We start from the raw sequence: 15500 nt of genomic DNA, 5'->3' as shown, positions 1-15500 counted from the left end.
TGCGGGCGCCGGGGTCAGCAATACGGCGGGTGTTGGCGCGGCCGCAAGCAGTGGCGCCGGTGGTGCGGGTGCGGCGGGTGGCACCGGCACCAGCACGGGCGGCGCGGGAGCGGCCGGCGCTGCCGGCGGCAATGGCGCGGCCAGCGGCATGGCCCAGAACACGGGCGGCGCCGGCGCAGGTGGCGGCACGGCCACGGGCGGCAATGGTAGCAACGGCAACCCGACCAATGGCAGCGCCACGGCAGGTGATGGCGGCGCAGGTGGCGCCGGCGGTGGCGGCAACACGGGCGGGGCGGGCGGTTCCGGTGGCACCAACACGGCTGGCGCCGGTACGGGTGGCGCGGGCGCGGGCGGCACCGGCGGTGCGGCCGGCAACGTCTCGGTGGATGCGGGCACATTCAATATGTCCAACACCATGAGCAACGTGGGCCAGTCGGCGGCCGGGGTGATGGTCGTCAACCAGAACAGCGGGATCGCTTCGCTGGTGCAGCAAAGCGTGAACGTGCAGGCCAATTTGCAGGTCGGCAAGTAGTGTGCGGTGGCGGGAGCGGGCCAGGGCAGCGGCTCGTTCCCACCCGCCATTTGCTGTCGGAGGACGATATGCAACGACAAGGAACTGCAATTTGGACCGTGCTGGGGCTGGCTGTTTGCTTGCACGGCGTGGCGCGCGGGCAGGGGGAGGATAGGACCGGCGCCGGGCCGGACGCCCGGGCATCCATCATCCCGCCCGCAGCCCTGCCTGTGGTGGCGCCGCAGAGGGAGGCGGTGCAAGGGGCCGATGCGCGCCGCGACGACGACGGGGCGCCATTCGATGTGCCGCCTTTGCCCGCTGAAAGGCTGGCGCAGTTACGGGGCGGCACAGACACCGTCTGGAACGACATGAAACTGAACGGGACGGTGGCCGGCAACACGGCCGTCAACGTGGCCACGGGCGCCAACATCATCACCAATGGTTCATTCAGCAATGCGTCCGGTCTGCCGGTGGCGATACAGAATTCCGGTGCGAATGTGTTGATCCAGAACGCGACCATCATCAACGTGCAACTGCAATGAGACACGCCGCCATCAGCCTGTTCGTGCTTGCCGCCCTGGGCGGCCCGATGGCGCATGCCGTCGAGCTGGAATTGCCGGCCGGGGGCGGCTCTTTTGCGCTGCGCGTGGCCAGCCTGGCGGCCATCCGCTACCAGAGCACGGTGCGCCAGCAGTACGACTTCAGTTGCGGTTCGGCGGCCGTGGCCACCTTGCTCAGCTACCACTACGGCTTTCCCGCCGACGAGCAGCACGTGTTCGCGGACATGTACGCCCACGGCGACCAGGCCAAGATACGGCGCGAAGGTTTTTCGCTGCTGGACATGAAGCGCTACCTGGCCCAGCACGGCTTCACGGCCGACGGATATGAGCTGCCCCTGGCCAAGCTGGTGCAGGCGCGCTATCCGGCCATCGTGCTCGTGTCGGACCACGGCTACCAGCATTTTGTCGTCGTCAAGGGCGTGGCCGATGGACGGGTGTTGCTTGGCGATCCGGCCGTCGGCACCCGTGCCATGAGCGAGGCCGCGTTCGACGCCATCTGGCGCAACCGCCTGCTGTTCGTGATTCACGGCTGGCGGGGCACGGCGCGCTTCAATGCGGTGGCCGACTGGCGGGCCGCGCCGCGCGCGCCGCTGGCGGACGCGTTCGATAGCCGTGGCCTGGCCGATGTCACTTTGCCCAAGAACGGGCCCGGCAATTTCTGACCGGAGCGCAGGCGCCATGATGCTGACCTTGCCGACCCTGCCGAACCTGTCGCCCCGGCCGTCCCTGCCAACGCTCCTGTCCGGGGCCGACGTGCGGCCGCTGTTGCTGGCGCTGTGCCTGTGCTGCGCGCCCGCCATGGCCCGCGATCCGTCCGACGACTGGGTGGCCGTGGATGACAGCCGGCTCGACGCCGCACGGGGCGGATTTGATGCCGGCAACGGGCTGACTTTGTCGCTAGGTGTGGAAAGATTGGTTTCGATCAATGGCAACGTCGTGGCGAGTAGTAACTTTGTCATTTCCGACCTTGGCAAGGTGGCGGCCGGTGAGGCGGCGCTGGCGGGCGATGCGGTAGCGGCGCTGACGCTGGTGCAGAACGGCGCCGGCAACGTGTTCGATGCGGCGCTCGCCGGGCAGGCCGCTGGGGCACTGGTGATCCAGAACAGCGCCAGCGACCAGTTGATCCGCAGCCAGACGACCATCAGCACGGTCGTCAACAGCCTGTCCTTGCTCAAGAGTCTGAATTTCGAAGGTGGCCTGCGCGATGCGCTCAGCAATGCCGTGCATCCGAAGTAAGACACGGCCGCTGCCGTGGCTGACAGGCCAACCGCGCTTGAGGAGAGACGATGCCATACCGTGAGACGTTGCGTATCAGTTCGATTGGATTGTCGGTGGTGCTGTGCAGTGCGCCCGTGCTGGCGCAGCAGGGTGGCACGGCCGGGGAGGACGAGCGGCCGGCTGCGGTCTCGTTGGCCGAGTTGCAGGCGCGCTTGTGGGACATGCAGCAGCAGTTGGCGGAGCAGAAGGCGCAATTGCAGGCGCTGCGGCGCCAGCTTGGGCAGCGAGGGCGCGCGCCGGACGATGTTGAGCACGGTCGGGCTGGCCCAGGCGTTGCTGGCCAAGCCGGCGTTGGTCCATCTGGCACTGGCCAGTCCGGCGTTGGTCAGTCCGGCATTACCCAGGCAGGCGTTGGCCCGATCGGCGTTGGCCAGGCCGGCGTTAGTCATACCGGCGTTAGTCATGCCGGCGCTGGCAAGGCCGGTGCGACGTTCGTGCAGTCCGGGGTGCCCGAAGCGCGACTGGCCGCGCAGCGTGGAACAGGAAACGGGACGGGTATGGCGGCGAGCGGCGCGACGACGGGTTCGGCGGCTGGCCCCGTGGCGGGACCGGCGGCCGGCGGTGCGCCAGCGGGCGGCACGCCGGTCGGTGAGGCCCCGCCGGGGGAAGGCAGGCCGCCCGAGGTCGCGCCGCTGTTCGAGCAGCCCGGTGTGTTGACAGCCAAGGGACACTATGTGCTGGAGCCGTCGCTGCAGTTCGGCTATTCGTCCAGCAATCGCGTGGCGCTGGTGGGCTACACCATCATTCCGGCGTTGCTGATCGGCCTGGTCGACATCCGCGAGCTCAAGCGCAACACGGTAACGGCCACGCTGACGGGGCGCTACGGCATCGGGCCGCGCACGGAAGTCGAGCTCAAAGTGCCTTATGTGTACCGTTCCGACAGCACGGTCAGCCGCGAGATTCTCACCGGCACGGGCGTGGACCGGGCGTTCGATACGAGCGGCAAGGCGCTGGGCGATGTCGAACTGGCGGTGCGCCACCAGTTCCGGCGCAAGGCGGCCGATCAGGCCTTCTACGTGGGCGGCCTGCGCCTGAAGACGCGCAGCGGCAAGGACCCGTTCGATGTCGTCACCGATTGCGTGACCCGCTGCGTGGGGCCGGACGCCACCGGCACCGGTTTGCCGCTGCAGCTGCCCACCGGTTCTGGCTTTTACGCGCTGCAACCCAGCCTCACCTGGCTTTATCCCAGCGATCCGGCCATCCTGTTCGGCAGCGTCAGCTACCTGCACAATTTCCGCCGCAGCAACGTGATGCGCCAGGTGCTGAACGGCCAGTCGGAGCCGCTGGGCACGGTGGCGCCCGGTGGTGTGATCGGCTTTAATTTCGGTCTGGGACTGGCGCTGAACGACAAGCTGGCCATGAGCCTCGGTTACGACCACAGCTCCATCGCGCGCACGCGCCAGAACGGTCAACCCGTGCCCGGCTCCGTGCGCACCCAGCTTGGCACGCTGCTGCTGGGCATGTCATACCGGCTCAGCGACCGCCGCACCATCAACGTCGCCGTGGGCGCGGGCCTGACCCGCGACACGCCGGACGTCCAATTGTCGGTGCGGCTGCCTGTCACGTTCTAAGGGCGCAAAGAAGCGACAGGTCAAAGCAGGGGCGGGTAAAGAGGGGACAGCTTAAAGAAGACAGGGCAACAAAAAGCGAGCTCAGCAGCAAAGTAGCAAATCAGGTATCTTAATGTTCCTGGCAACTTTTATACCGAAGGAACATCCTATGATTTCGACGCTGCTTTCCCGGCCGTTGCAGGCCGCCCTTGGTGCCGCCATCGCCGCCGCCTTCTGCGCCGCTCCGGCCCAGGCTGCCGCACCCATGGCCAAATTCCAGGCGCCGGGCTTTTACCGCACCATGCTGGGCGATTTCGAGGTGACCGTGCTCAGCGACGGTACGGTCGAGTTGCCGGTCGATACCTTGCTTAAGATGCCGAAGGATAAAGCCAACAAAGCGCTGGCCAAGTCGTTCGAGCACAGCCCGCTGGAAACCTCGGTCAATGGTTACCTGATCAATACGGGCGAGAAACTGGTGCTGGTGGACGTGGGCGCGGCCGGCTTGTTCGGTCCTACGCTGGGTAAGTTGCTGGCCAACCTGAAGGCGTCCGGCTACCAGCCCGAGCAGGTCGACGAGATCTACATCACCCATATGCACCCCGACCACGTTGGCGGGCTGGCGGCCGATGGCCAGCGCGCCTTCCCCAATGCCGTGGTGCGCGCCGGCAAGGCCGATGCCGATTACTGGCTCAGCCAGGCCAACCTGGACCATGCGCCGGCCGAACAGAAGGGCTTCTTCCAGGGCGCCATGGGCGCGCTGGGGCCCTACGTTCAGGCCAACAAGTTCGTGCCCATCACGGGTAATACGGAACTGGTGCCGGGGGTGAAATCGTATGCGAGCGCCGGCCACACGCCGGGCCACACTACCTTTGTAGTGGAAAGCAAGGGCCAGAAGCTGGTGCTGCTGGGCGACTTGATGCACGTGGCGGCCGTCCAGTTCGACGATCCGGCCGTGACCATCGCTTTCGATACGGACAACAAGGCCGCCGCCGCCCAGCGCAAGGCCGCCTTCGCCGACGCGGCCAAGCAGGGTTACCTGATCGGTGCATCCCACCTGCAATTCCCGGCCCTGGGCCATCTGCGCGCCAGCGGCAAGGGCTACCAGTTCGTGCCGGTCAACTACGCGATCCCGCGCTGATCACCTGCGCCTGTACGCGAGAAACAGGGCGCCGCGGCGCCCTGTTTTTTTGCCGGACCGTGCGCTGGCTGCGGCACGGTCTGCGGTGTCATGCGGCGCCGCAGCGCCGCATGGGTTCCTTACGCCACTTCCAGCGCCGGATAGTCGGTATAGCCTTCTTCCGTCGGATGGTAGAACGTTTCCATCTTCCACTCGTTGAGCGGCGCGTCCAGTTGCAAACGGCGCGGCAGGTCGGGGTTGGCGATGAAGGCCTTGCCGAATGCGATCGCGTCAGCCGTGCCGGCGTCGAGCACGCGCTGGGCCGTCGCCTTGTCCATCTTCTCGTTGGCGATGAACACGCCGCCGAATTCACGCTTGATCATCGGCGCCAGGCTGTCGTCGCCGACCGCTTCGCGGGCGCAGATGAAGGCGATCTTGCGCTTGCCCAGCTCGCGCGCCACGTAGCCGAAGGTGGCGGCCGGGTCCGAATCGCCCATGTCATGGGTGTCGCGGCGCGGCGCCAGGTGCATGCCCACGCGGTCGGCCCCCCAGACGTCGATGCAGGCGTCCGTCACTTCCAGCAGCAGGCGGGCGCGGTTCTCGATCGAGCCGCCATAGTTGTCGGTGCGGTGGTTGGTGCTGTCTTGCAGGAACTGGTCGAGCAGGTAGCCATTGGCGCCGTGCACTTCCACGCCGTCGAAGCCGGCCAGCTTGGCGTTTTCGGCCGCCTTGCGGTAGGCGGCCACGATGCCGGGCAGCTCGGCCGTCTCCAGCGCGCGCGGCACGGGGAAGGGGCGCTGCGGACGCAGCAGGCTCACATTGCCCTTGGCGGCGATGGCGCTGGGCGCCACGGGCGGCTGGCCGTCGAGGAACGAGGGGTCGGAAATGCGGCCCACGTGCCATAGCTGGGCGAAGATGCGCCCGCCGGCCGCGTGCACGGCGTTCGTCACCAGTTTCCAGCCTTCCACCTGCTCATCCGACCACAGGCCGGGCGTGTCCGCGTAACCGACGCCCTGCGGCGTGACGGCGGTCGCCTCGCTCAGGATCAGGCCGGCGCTGGCGCGCTGCGTGTAGTACTTGGCCATCAGGGCGTTGGGGACGCGGCCGCCACCAATGGCGCGGGCGCGGGTGAGCGGGGCCATGATGATGCGGTTTTTCAGGGTCAGGTTGCCGATGGTGATGGGATCAAACAGATTTGCCATGATGAGTTCCTGTCATAAAAGTGCCGGGCCATGCCGGCAAAGGCGAGCCCCGTTCAGAGGCCCGTATTCATGTGGTCGAGAAATGCCTGGATGGTCGCTTCGTCGCGCTTGAAGTAATTCCACTGGCCGACCCGATACGACACGATCAGCCCGGCCTTTTGCAGCGTGGCCAGGTGGGCCGATACGGTCGATTGCGACAGGCCGCAGCGGCGGTCGATCAGGCCGGCGCACACCCCCAGGCTGAGCGGGTGTTGCTGGTCGGCGAAGAAGACTTCCGGCTCCCGCAGCCACGCCAGGATCTGGCGTCGCACCGGGTTGGCCAGCGCTTTGTGAATTGCATCGATATCCATCATTACTCGCTTGTTACTGACTTCGTGTGTTTCGTCACAGGACGATATATGTATCGGTTTTTGCCGATTTCAATATCGCCATCTTACGATATAAATTGAAATCGTGCTGGCGGCCGCCAAAAAAGGCTGTGTCCGGCAAGCGCGGCAGGGCAGTGCTACACTGCGGCCTGACCTCTCAAGGAGACGATGTTGACCTGGTTGATACTGATACTGGCGGGCTTGCTGGAAGTGGCGTGGGCCGTCGGGCTGAAATACACGGCGGGATTCACCCGCCCCGTGCCGTCCGTGTTGACGCTGCTGGCCATGGCCGGCAGCGTGGGCTTGCTGGGCCTGGCGTTGCGCCACTTGCCCCTGGGGACGGCCTATGCCATCTGGACCGGCATCGGCACGGTGGGGACGGTGATCTTCGGCATCATCGTGCTCGGCGAACCGGCCAGCGTGGTGCGGTTGGCCTGCATCGCCATGATCGTGGCCGGCATCCTCGGCCTGAAACTGGCCACGGCCTGAGCGGCCTGAGTGGCGTGAAGCGTCAGCGGCCGCTGCTCCAGCGCTCGTAGATGCGGTTCAGTTCGCCGGTCGCCCGCAGCTTCAACAGCGTCTGGTCCAGCAAGTGGACGGTCGCGGGCGGCACTTTCTTGCTGACCCAGAAATAGATCGGTTCTTCCTTCAGCACGCCTGGCACCAGGCGCACCTGGTCGCCCAGGCCGTTTTCGCGCACGATCCAGTTCAGCGACAGTTCGTTCATGTAGAAGAATCGCCCATGGCCGGCGATGATCTTCTTGAGGTTGATCACATTGTCGCTGGTGCTGTCGTCCACCTTCAGGCCCAGGGCCCGCAGCTGGTCCGAATAACCGGCCCCGCGCGAGGTGTTGACCAGTGGCTTGAGTTTCACCAGCTCTTCCAGGCTGTCGACCTTGACCCGGTCGTTGGCCGCCGCCGCCACCCGGTGCCGCACCATGTACAGCGGCTTGCCGACGATGGTGGCGATGTCGCGCCGGCGCTGGGTATCGAGCAGCGCACAGGCGCACGCCACGTTGCCCGATTCCAGCCCTTGCTCGATGACGGGGATGGAGCGGAATTCGTGCTGGCCGGTGAAGTGCAAACGCGGCTCCGCCTTCTCGATCGCTTGCAGGATGTCGGGGCACACGCCCTCGCTGTGGTCGCCCCGGTTGATCCACTTGGGCGGCAGGCTTTCCTGGGCCAGCACGGGCAGGTTGCTCACCTGGTCCCGGGCGCAGGCGGGCCACGCGGTGAGCGCGGCGGCCGTCAGCAAAAGTAACCCAGGGATATTCATGTTGCCTCCTGCGACGATTCTAGACGCATCACCGGGCGTGCGCCAGCATTGCATGGTGCAAGCCCGCGCGAAAAGCGACGCCCCGTCATCACAGGCCGGGACGGCTACGGGCCAGGTAATACCATTCGCAGTGGGCAGCGGCGGCACTGTCGGGAAACAGCATCACGCCGTCGAACGGGGCCACGACCGGCGTGCCATCGGCGCGGCGGCCGATTTCCTCGCCCTGGCGTACCGGGTCGAAGCTGGCCCAGTCGCGGCTGAACTGGTCATCCGCGTGCAGTTTGTCGTGGACTTCGACCATGCTGAGCACTTCCATGCGCGCCTCGGGCACGGGCGCCGGGGGCGTGGCGGCCGTCAGGCCGAGGAAGGCCAGCGCATTTACGATGGCCTGGTAGGCCACGTCCGGCGCGCGCGGATCGGCATGCTGGCCGCATTCGAGCGTCAGCGCATAGCCGCCCGTGCTGCGCATGTATTCGGTGGTGCCCACGCCGTAGCGCAGCACCAGGTCCAGCTGGCTGTCGCCGCGCAGCCGCCGCCGCACGCCCTGGCCATAGGTGCGCAGCCAGCCTTCCACGAAGCGCTGCACGCCCAGCCGGCGCGCCAGCGCCCGTTCCTGCCGCGCTTGATGGAACGGTTCCAGCGACCCGTCGTTGTCCGGCGGTCCCACCATCACAAACGGTGCGCTGTCGGCGTTGAAGGAATGCAGGTCCAGCAGCACGTCGTGGCTGGCCAGGAGCGGGCAGAGCCAGTTGGCCACGCGGTCCTCGAAATCCTGCGGCGCGGCATTGGGGAACAGGTTGCGGTTCAGGTTGCGCTCGCCGCTCCGTTCGCCTTTGCCATAGGCCAGCGGATTGGCCACCGGCACCAGCGTCAGGCAGCCGTGCGTGAGCGCCAGGGCGCCGCTGTCCAGTTCCACCATCAGGCGTTCGATGGCACGCGTGCCGCAGGTCTCGTTGCCGTGGACGGCGCCCAGCACGATCAGGCGCGGGCCATCGCCCTGGCCCTGGTATCCGACTGACTTGAACGCGATCTCGTTGGCCGGTTTCATCCGTTGCTCCCTCGCGTTGGCGCCCCGCGCTCAGGGGCGCGCATCGATCACGTCGAACGGTGACTGCATGCTGGACAGGTAAGCCATCAGGGCGCGGGCCCGGTCGCCCTCATCCTGGCCCGCCGTGCTGGCGATGGCCGCGCGCAGGCCCGGCAAGACTTCCGTCACATGCGGGCTGCGGTAAGCATCGATCAGCAGCAGCGCCAGCTCCGTGGCGCGGCCGCGGTTGTTGCGCATGCGCTGCTCCAGCACGGCCAGCAGCGCACGCTGCATGCGTGGCGTAGGGTTGGTGATGTAGGCGAATACCAGCGGGGTGTTGCTGATCGCTTCGCACAGGCGGTTCTCGATCTGCTCTGGCTTGACGTCGGAAGCGATGTCGAAATACGCGCCATTCCAGCGCGTGCGCGCATAGGGATGGCCGGGTGGAAAGGCGTCAGCCGTCTCGAAACCGCAAACGCGGCTCAGGTGGCGCAGCCAGGCGAGCAGGGTGGAGGTCATGGCGCCATTGTAGCGGCAATGCGTGGCCAGCGCCGGGCAAAGAGGATGGCCAAAAAAAACGCCCCGGGCGGGGCGTCTGGTACTGCGGATGTGGCGTTTGCCGATCAGGCTTTGCGGCGACGGGCCAGGAAGCCCACCAGGCCCAGGCCGGCCAGCAGCATGCCGTAGGTTTCTGGCTCAGGTACTGGCGACGAGAAGGCGCGATAGTTGCTCAGCTTGTCGCTGGTGACGACGAACGGATTGGCGGCTGCCTGGGTCCAGTGGAACAGCATTTCGCCGTCGCCAAAGTGCAGGGCCAGGTAGTTGTACTGAGGTGGCTGGTTGATCGTCAGCGTCTTCAGGGTGCTGTTGGGGATTGCCGAGGCATTGGCGCCGCCAACGTAGGTCAGGGTGGCGGGCAGGCCCCAGCCGGTCAGGCCACTGGAGTTGATCGAATTCAGTACGGTGTTGGAGTTTTGGTTGGCTGGGCCGCCGTTCGACCAGAACGCAACTTGCACTGGCGACGAGGCGAAGTCGGTAAAGGTGACAGTATGGCCAGCCTCCAGCGTGAAGGTGGCGATATTGTTAACGATACTGCTGGTCACCAGGCTGGTGACGTCCACATAGGCGGCGTTCGCGGAGGCGGCGAGCGCCAGGCCGGCGGCGGCGATCGACAGTTTCAGCGCTTTGATCTTCGTGTTGTTCATGTTATATCCCGTGTTTGTAGAGTGATAAATGACTGGCATCGCTCGCTATTCTGTCTGCGCTTCACAACTGCCAGCGGTGTGAAATTGAAGCAGTGAACACAGGTTATCATAAGACTCACGGAATTTGCTAACTGAAAACAAAAATATTTGCCTCTTTTGTTGCAAGTATGCTCATTTAGTGGATTCGGGAGCAATAAAATTATAGCGCCAGAAATGTTGCATGGCCTGGCGGGCCGGCATTGGCGGCTAGCTCCGGTTCTTTTCCGCGCTCAGCTTTTGCAGCAGCCGGGCCAGCTCTTCCTGCATCATCGGTGACAGGTTGATGAACTGGCAGCCGATCTGTACTTGCTCGCCAAGCAAGAATGAACGGAAGGTGCGCGACAAGCGGATCTCCAGGTCGGCGATCATGACGGCGTCCGGGCCCAGTTCCAGCCGCACCCGCTGCAGTTTGCGGCCCACGTGCAGGCCCACGGCATCGCGCGGGGCGGCCCGCATGCCGACGCCGCCAGCGGAAAAGTCATACAACTGCAACTCATAGGGCCTGCCGTTGAGCACGAACGAGGCCAGGAAGTACACGCCCAGCGGCGTTTCCAGGCGCTGCGCGGCGCGCCGGTTGAGGATCTGGCACTTCTCGGGGAAGGTGGCCGGGATCAGGGTCGGCTGCCCGGCCAGCGGCGCCCAGTCGGGCGAGCTGAGCTTGAATTGCATCTTGGCGCTGCGCAGCCAGGCCACGAACACGGCTTCACCGGGCGGCAGGGTTTCGCCTTCGTTCAGTTCCAGCACGAAATGGGGATGGTCGGGATCGACGGAGCGGATGCGCGCCATCACCACGCTGGTGCTGCTGTTGGGGTAGATCGACACCGGATCGCCGGTCTCGGCCAGCATGGCCAGCGCGTCGCCGATGTCCTGCTCGTCATGCATCTCGTGCGGCTTGCTGCCGGCCGCGATCGGTTCCTGCGCATCGCTGAGGCTGGGCGGACCACGACGGAATTGGGTGGGGAGGGGATTGTTCACGACGGCATATCTCTTTGCAATTTTCGGGGGAAAAAGATGGTCTGCGAGGGGTAGTTTACCCACTATTGCCCGCATTGGCTTGCAGAATAGCAAGAATCTTTCATCTAATGGCTATCCGATGCCACACCCGCCGTCGCAGGTGGGGTGCGCAGGCTTAAAAACGCTCGTCGGGCCGCAGGTAGCGCCATTGTCCGACAGGCAAGTCACCGAGCTTGACCTTGCCGATCCGCACCCGCTTCAGGCCCACCACCTTCAGGCCCACCATCTCGCACATGCGGCGGATCTGGCGCTTCTTGCCTTCGCGCAGGGTGAAACTGAGCTGGTCCTCGTTCTGCCAGCGCACCTTGGCCGGCAGCAATGGCTTGCCATCCATCCACAAGCCATGATTGAGCTTTTTCAGGTCCGACTCGGGCAGCTTGCCGGGGCGCGTGTATTCCACCCGCACCAGGTATTCCTTGTCGATATCGGTGTCGTGGCCGATCAGTTGCTTGGCCACGCGGCCGTCCTGGGTCAGCACCAGCAGGCCGACCGAATCGATGTCGAGCCGGCCGGCCGGCACCAGGCTGCGCAGCTGGGTCGGATGGAACTGTTCCGTGGCCGGGTCGTCGGCCCAGCGGTTCTCGGGTTTGATTAGCGCCACGGCCGGCTGGTAGCCATCCTCGGCTTGGCCGCTCACATAGCCCATCGGCTTGTTGATCAGCACCGTCACACGTTTCGATTGCTCGGCCGCGGCCTGGCGTTCCACCGTCACGCGCTGGCTGGGATAGACCTTGCTGCCCAGCTCGGACACCACCTTGCCGTCCACCCGCACCCAGCCGCGGGCGATCCATTCGTCGGCCTCGCGGCGCGAGCACAGGCCCAGTTCGGACATGCGTTTGGACAGGCGTAAAAGTTCTTCACTCATGTTGCTTTATTTCTTCAATGGGGGAGGGACGCGGCTCACACCTTGAGCGCGTCCAGTAAATCGGTTTCCAGTTGCAGTTGCAGGCGCGCGTTGCTGAGGGCGGCGCCGTCGACCAGGAATACGTCCTCGACCCGCTCGCCCAGCGTCATCACCTTGGCCGTGTGCAGGTTGATCTTGTACTTGGTGAGCACGTTGGCGATCGAATAGAGCAGGCCGGTGCGGTCGTTGGCCGCCACCGACAGCAGGTAATACTGGCCGCGCTCGTCGGGCCGCAGGTCGACCGTGGGCTGGATCGGGAAGCTGCGCGACAGGCGCGACAAGCGGCCCTTGCCCGGCGCCGGCAGCGCCGTCTGACTGGTCAGCAGCTCGCACAGTTCATGCTCGATCAGGCTGATGATGTCGCGGTAGCTCTTGGCGAAGTTCTGTTCCGTGACGAGGAAGGTGTCGAGCGCGTAGCCGTGGTGGGTGGTGTGGATCTTGGCGTCCAGGATGCTGAAGTTCTTGCGGTCGAAGTAGCTGCAGATGCGCGCGAACAGGTCGGCCTGGTCGCGCACGTAGACGGCGATCTGCAAGCCTTCGCCGATCGGCGCCAGCCGGCATTTGACGACCGGCTGGGCGCTGTCCATGCGGTTGTACAGCGCGCGCGTCTCCCACGCGATGTCGGAGGCGTCGTGGCGCAGGAAGTAGGCCACGTCGAGCTGCTTCCACAGGGCCTCGTGGGCGTCCGGCGGCAGGCCGTACAGGCGCAGCGTGGCCAGCGCCTCGTGCTGGCGGTTTTTCAGTTCGCTGTCGGCCGAATGGTGCTCACCGCCCAGCACGCGCAGCGTGATGCGGTACAGGTCTTCGAGCAGCTTGCCCTTCCACGCGTTCCACACCTTGGGACTGGTGCCGCGGATGTCGGCCACCGTCAGCAAATACAGCGCCGTCAGGTGGCGTTCGTCGCCCACCACCTTGGCGAAGGCGGCGATCACGTCCGGGTCCGACAGGTCCTGCTTCTGCGCCACCTGCGACATGGTCAGGTGGTTCTCGACCAGGAACACCACCAATTCCGTGTCCTCGGCGCTCATGCCGTGGTCGTGGCAGAACTGGGCCGCGTCCACCGTGCCCAGTTTCGAATGGTCGCCGCCGCGGCCCTTGGCGATGTCGTGGAACAGGGCGCCCACGTACAGCACCCACGGCTGCGCGAAGTTGGCCATCAGCTGGCTGCAGAACGGGTATTCGTGCGCGTGCTCGGTCATCGTGAAGCGGCGCATGTTGCGCACCACCATCAGGATGTGCTGGTCCACCGTGTAGACGTGGAACAGGTCGTGCTGCATCTGGCCCACGATCTTGCGGAAGTTGGGCAGGTAGCGGCCCAACACGGACAAATCGTTCATGCGCCGCAGCGTGTGGATGATGCCCACCGGCGCCTGCAGGATGCGCAGGAACAGCGCGCGGTTGACGGGGTCCTGGCGGAAGCCGGCGTCGATCTTGAAGCGCTCGTGCCACAGCGCGCGCATGGTGCGCGAGGTCATGCCCTTGAGCGCCGGGTTCTGCGTCATGAGCAGGAAGATTTCCAGCATGGCCGACGGGGTGCGCTCGAACGTGTCGTCATCGTTCATGTCGATGAAGCCGTTCAGTTCATTGAAGCGCGCGTTGATCGGCACGGCCACGCCCGACTTCGGGAACAGCCGTTCCTCAATGTTCTGCAGCAGGATGGTGTTGAGCTGGGTGACGGTCTTGGCGGCCCAGTAGTAGCGCTGCATCAGGTATTCGCTGGCACGGCGCATGTTGGCGCCGCTGCCGGTGGCCTGGAAGCCCAGCGTCTCGGCGATCGCCGTCTGCACGTCGAACACCAGTCGGTCTTCGCGCCGGCCTGCGTGCAGGTGCAGGCGCACGCGGATGTCCTTGAAGGCGCGCTCCTTCTCCATCAGCTGCTTGGCCTCGGTCTGGGTGATCAGGCCGGAGGTGGCCAGCGTGCGCCACGAGTTGGCCAGGCCGGCCGCCTTGACCATCCACAGGATCACCTGCAGGTCGCGCAGGCCGCCCGGGCTTTCCTTGCAGTTCGGCTCCAGGCTGAAGGCCGTGTCCTCGTACTTGGCGTGGCGCTGGCGCATCTCCAGCATCTTCGCGTGGAAGAAGGCCTGCGGGTCCATGGCGGCGTCGTAGCGCCGCTGCAGCTCCTCGAACAGCGGCTGGTCGCCGCAGATCAGGCGCGCTTCGAGCAGGCTGGTTTGCACCGTGATGTCGGCCTGCGACTCGGTCATGCATTCGTCCACGGTGCGGATGCTGTGGCCGATCTCCAGCCCCAGGTCCCACAGCAGCTGCACCAGCTCCTCCAGCTTGCCGCGGGTGGACTCGTCGGGCGCGCGCGCCAGCAGGATCAGCAGGTCCACGTCCGAGTGCGGGAACAGCTCGCCGCGGCCGTAGCCGCCCACGCCGACCAGGGCCGTGTCGTCCGGCAGCGCGGCCGCGTGCCATGCCTCGGTCAGCACCGCGTCCACGCTCTGGCGCAGGTTGCGTAGCAGTTTTTCCGGCATGCCGTCGGCCTGGAAGCCCGCGATGACGAGCTGGCGGTCGGCCTTGAGCTGGCGTTTGAGCTGCTCCCTGAGGTCCTTCTTCATCGCGGCGGCCGGCATGGTGCTTACGCGGCCACGGTGGCGTTGGTGATGAAGGCCGGTGGCGGCGGGCTGCCGGCCGACAGGGTCAGCACCTCGTAGCCGGTGTCGGTGACCAGGATGGTGTGTTCCCACTGGGCCGACAGGCTGCGGTCCTTGGTCTTGATGGTCCAGCCGTCGCCCATTTCGCGGATCTCGCGCTTGCCGGCGTTGATCATCGGCTCGATGGTGAAGATCATGCCGGGCTTGAGTTCCTCCAGCGTGCCGGGGCGGCCGTAATGCAGCACTTGCGGTTCGGTGTGGAACACCTTGCCGATGCCGTGGCCGCAGAATTCGCGCACCACGCTGTAGCCGGCTTTTTCCGCGTGCTGCTGGATGGCGTGGCCGATGTCGCCCAGGTGGGCGCCCGGCTTGACCTGGGCGATGCCCAGCCACATGCACTCATAGGTGATGTCCGACAGGCGCTTGGCCATGATGGACGGTTCGCCGATGAAGAACATGCGGCTGTTGTCGCCGTGGTAGCCATCCTTGATGACGGTGATGTCGAGGTTGACCACGTCGCCGTTCTTGAGCACCTTGTCGCCGGGGATGCCGTGGCAGATCACGTCGTTGACGGAGGTGCAGATGGCTTTCGGGAACGGCGTGTAGCCGGGCGGGCAGTAGTTGAGCGGCGCCGGGATGGTGCCCTGCACGTTGACCATGTATTCGTGGCACAGGCGATCCAGCTCCCCGGTGGTGACGCCGGGTTTGATGAAGGGGGTGATGTAGTCCAGCACCTCGGAGCCCAGGCGGCCGGCGACGCGCATGCCGGCGATGTCTTCGGCGGTGTTGATGGTAATCGACATAGTGGATCGCAATCTGCAAAGTAAACGGAAAAAACGCAGGCAGCGA

16 protein-coding genes and 1 pseudogene are annotated in these 15500 nt (G+C 65.6%); 7 read left to right on the top strand and 10 right to left on the bottom strand.

What is annotated here, in order from left to right:
- The 6 genes and pseudogenes from H3H37_RS16565 to H3H37_RS16540 form a co-directional block, all read left to right on the top strand.
- Window positions 1-532: pseudogene (locus H3H37_RS16565) on the top strand (hypothetical protein); the annotation flags it as partial.
- Between the two features lie 68 nt (window positions 533-600).
- Window positions 601-1053 carry a hypothetical protein gene (locus H3H37_RS16560; RefSeq protein ID WP_229218881.1) on the top strand — a complete coding sequence of 151 codons (453 nt, stop codon included), beginning with the start codon at window positions 601-603 and terminating at the stop codon, window positions 1051-1053.
- Window positions 1050-1733, top strand: coding sequence for a C39 family peptidase (locus H3H37_RS16555; RefSeq protein WP_182164437.1), 684 nt, complete (start codon window positions 1050-1052; stop codon window positions 1731-1733). The genes H3H37_RS16560 and H3H37_RS16555 overlap by 4 nt, the downstream gene beginning before the upstream one ends.
- A 16-nt stretch (window positions 1734-1749) precedes the next feature.
- Window positions 1750-2307 carry a hypothetical protein gene (locus H3H37_RS16550; RefSeq protein ID WP_229218880.1) on the top strand — a complete coding sequence of 186 codons (558 nt, stop codon included), beginning with the start codon at window positions 1750-1752 and terminating at the stop codon, window positions 2305-2307.
- A gap of 50 nt (window positions 2308-2357) precedes the next feature.
- The gene (locus H3H37_RS16545) at window positions 2358-3920 is read left to right on the top strand and encodes a coiled-coil domain-containing protein (protein WP_182164435.1); all 1563 of its coding nucleotides are present in this window, start codon (window positions 2358-2360) and stop codon (window positions 3918-3920) included.
- A gap of 148 nt (window positions 3921-4068) precedes the next feature.
- Window positions 4069-5037 (top strand): MBL fold metallo-hydrolase, encoded by a 969-nt coding sequence (locus H3H37_RS16540; RefSeq protein WP_182164433.1) that lies wholly within the window; start codon window positions 4069-4071, stop codon window positions 5035-5037.
- Between the two features lie 119 nt (window positions 5038-5156).
- Here H3H37_RS16540 and H3H37_RS16535 read toward each other — a convergent pair whose 3' ends face one another.
- Together H3H37_RS16535 and H3H37_RS16530 are read right to left on the bottom strand one after the other, a co-directional pair.
- Window positions 5157-6218: an alkene reductase gene (locus H3H37_RS16535; protein WP_182164431.1), complete on the bottom strand. Its 1062-nt coding sequence runs from the start codon at window positions 6216-6218 to the stop codon at window positions 5157-5159.
- Between the two features lie 53 nt (window positions 6219-6271).
- Complete coding sequence (locus H3H37_RS16530) at window positions 6272-6568, bottom strand: ArsR/SmtB family transcription factor (protein WP_182164481.1); 297 nt, start codon at window positions 6566-6568, stop codon at window positions 6272-6274.
- A 186-nt stretch (window positions 6569-6754) separates the two neighbouring features.
- Here H3H37_RS16530 and sugE point away from each other — a divergent pair, with 186 nt between their 5' ends.
- A complete protein-coding gene (gene sugE, locus H3H37_RS16525; RefSeq protein ID WP_375540008.1) occupies window positions 6755-7075 on the top strand; it encodes a quaternary ammonium compound efflux SMR transporter SugE in 321 nt (106 codons plus the stop codon).
- Window positions 7076-7097: 22 nt separating this feature from the next.
- Here sugE and H3H37_RS16520 read toward each other — a convergent pair whose 3' ends face one another.
- The 8 genes from H3H37_RS16520 to map all read right to left on the bottom strand — a co-directional run bounded on the left by H3H37_RS16520 (window position 7098) and on the right by map (window position 15454).
- On the bottom strand, window positions 7098-7862 hold the full coding sequence (locus tag H3H37_RS16520; protein ID WP_182164429.1) for a substrate-binding periplasmic protein: 765 nt from the start codon (window positions 7860-7862) through the stop codon (window positions 7098-7100).
- A gap of 88 nt (window positions 7863-7950) precedes the next feature.
- Complete coding sequence (locus H3H37_RS16515; protein ID WP_182164427.1) at window positions 7951-8910, bottom strand: M14 family metallopeptidase; 960 nt, start codon at window positions 8908-8910, stop codon at window positions 7951-7953.
- Between the two features lie 30 nt (window positions 8911-8940).
- Window positions 8941-9408 carry a hypothetical protein gene (locus tag H3H37_RS16510; protein ID WP_182164425.1) on the bottom strand — a complete coding sequence of 156 codons (468 nt, stop codon included), beginning with the start codon at window positions 9406-9408 and terminating at the stop codon, window positions 8941-8943.
- Between the two features lie 104 nt (window positions 9409-9512).
- Entirely contained in the window at window positions 9513-10094 is a 582-nt protein-coding gene (locus H3H37_RS25890; RefSeq protein ID WP_229218879.1) for a PEP-CTERM sorting domain-containing protein, read from the bottom strand.
- 246 nt (window positions 10095-10340) lie between these two features.
- A complete protein-coding gene (locus tag H3H37_RS16500; protein WP_182164477.1) occupies window positions 10341-11015 on the bottom strand; it encodes a flagellar brake protein in 675 nt (224 codons plus the stop codon).
- 247 nt (window positions 11016-11262) lie between these two features.
- Window positions 11263-12012 carry a pseudouridine synthase gene (locus H3H37_RS16495; RefSeq protein WP_182164423.1) on the bottom strand — a complete coding sequence of 250 codons (750 nt, stop codon included), beginning with the start codon at window positions 12010-12012 and terminating at the stop codon, window positions 11263-11265.
- A 35-nt stretch (window positions 12013-12047) separates the two neighbouring features.
- Window positions 12048-14630, bottom strand: coding sequence for a [protein-PII] uridylyltransferase (locus tag H3H37_RS16490; RefSeq protein ID WP_229218878.1), 2583 nt, complete (start codon window positions 14628-14630; stop codon window positions 12048-12050).
- A 5-nt stretch (window positions 14631-14635) separates the two neighbouring features.
- Window positions 14636-15454, bottom strand: a complete 819-nt coding sequence (map, locus tag H3H37_RS16485; RefSeq protein WP_182164421.1) for a type I methionyl aminopeptidase — start codon at window positions 15452-15454, stop codon at window positions 14636-14638.
- Between the last annotated feature and the right edge of the window lie 46 nt (window positions 15455-15500).

The sequence above is a fragment of the Rugamonas brunnea genome (assembly GCF_014042345.1).
GTDB classification, from domain to species: Bacteria; Pseudomonadota; Gammaproteobacteria; order Burkholderiales; family Burkholderiaceae_D; genus Rugamonas; species Rugamonas brunnea.
The sequence above is the reverse complement of the archived record's forward strand: the minus strand, read 5'-3'. Positions and strand labels throughout refer to the sequence as shown.